Raw genomic sequence first — 474 nt, forward strand, 5'->3', positions numbered from 1 at the left:
GATGTTTGCCGAAGTTGATACGCTTGAAGGTCTTTTAAGTATAGGAGAACGTCGGCTTCGTCATAATCAGACACCGATCACATGGCACAAGGAGAGGGTGTGTTCATATGTTACGGGTGCTTATCACGGACGTTCGCACAATCGTTATCACCAATTTAAATTGCGTATTCCTGAAGGCGTTCCTTGGAACCATATCACAGGTTTTAACGTAGATTTACGTCCTTTAGGCAGAGGATAATGGCACAAGTTTTTTTGACCACGTCTTGGGATATGGAGCGTATAGCGCCTTATCTAGAAGACATCATTGCGTCATTTCGTGAATATGTAGAGCGTTTCAAACATGAAATCACGTTGCAAGAGCTCATTGAAGCCATTTGCAGTGGCAAGAAACAGTTATGGCTTGTTTTGGATGATGAGGATCGATTTTTAGCGGCTGTTACGACCCAGATACAGCAGACGGTTTTAGGAAAGAAA

At 43.0% G+C, this 474-nt stretch carries 2 pseudogenes; both read left to right on the forward strand.

Annotated features, from left to right (window positions below):
* Positions 1–238: pseudogene (locus BN338_RS10385) on the forward strand (hypothetical protein); the annotation flags it as partial.
* Positions 238–474 (forward strand): annotated as a pseudogene (locus BN338_RS10390) (hypothetical protein); the annotation flags it as partial. The pseudogenes BN338_RS10385 and BN338_RS10390, both read left to right, overlap by 1 nt.

This window comes from Bartonella queenslandensis AUST/NH15 (assembly GCF_000312585.1).
GTDB lineage: Bacteria > Pseudomonadota > Alphaproteobacteria > Rhizobiales > Rhizobiaceae > Bartonella > Bartonella queenslandensis_A.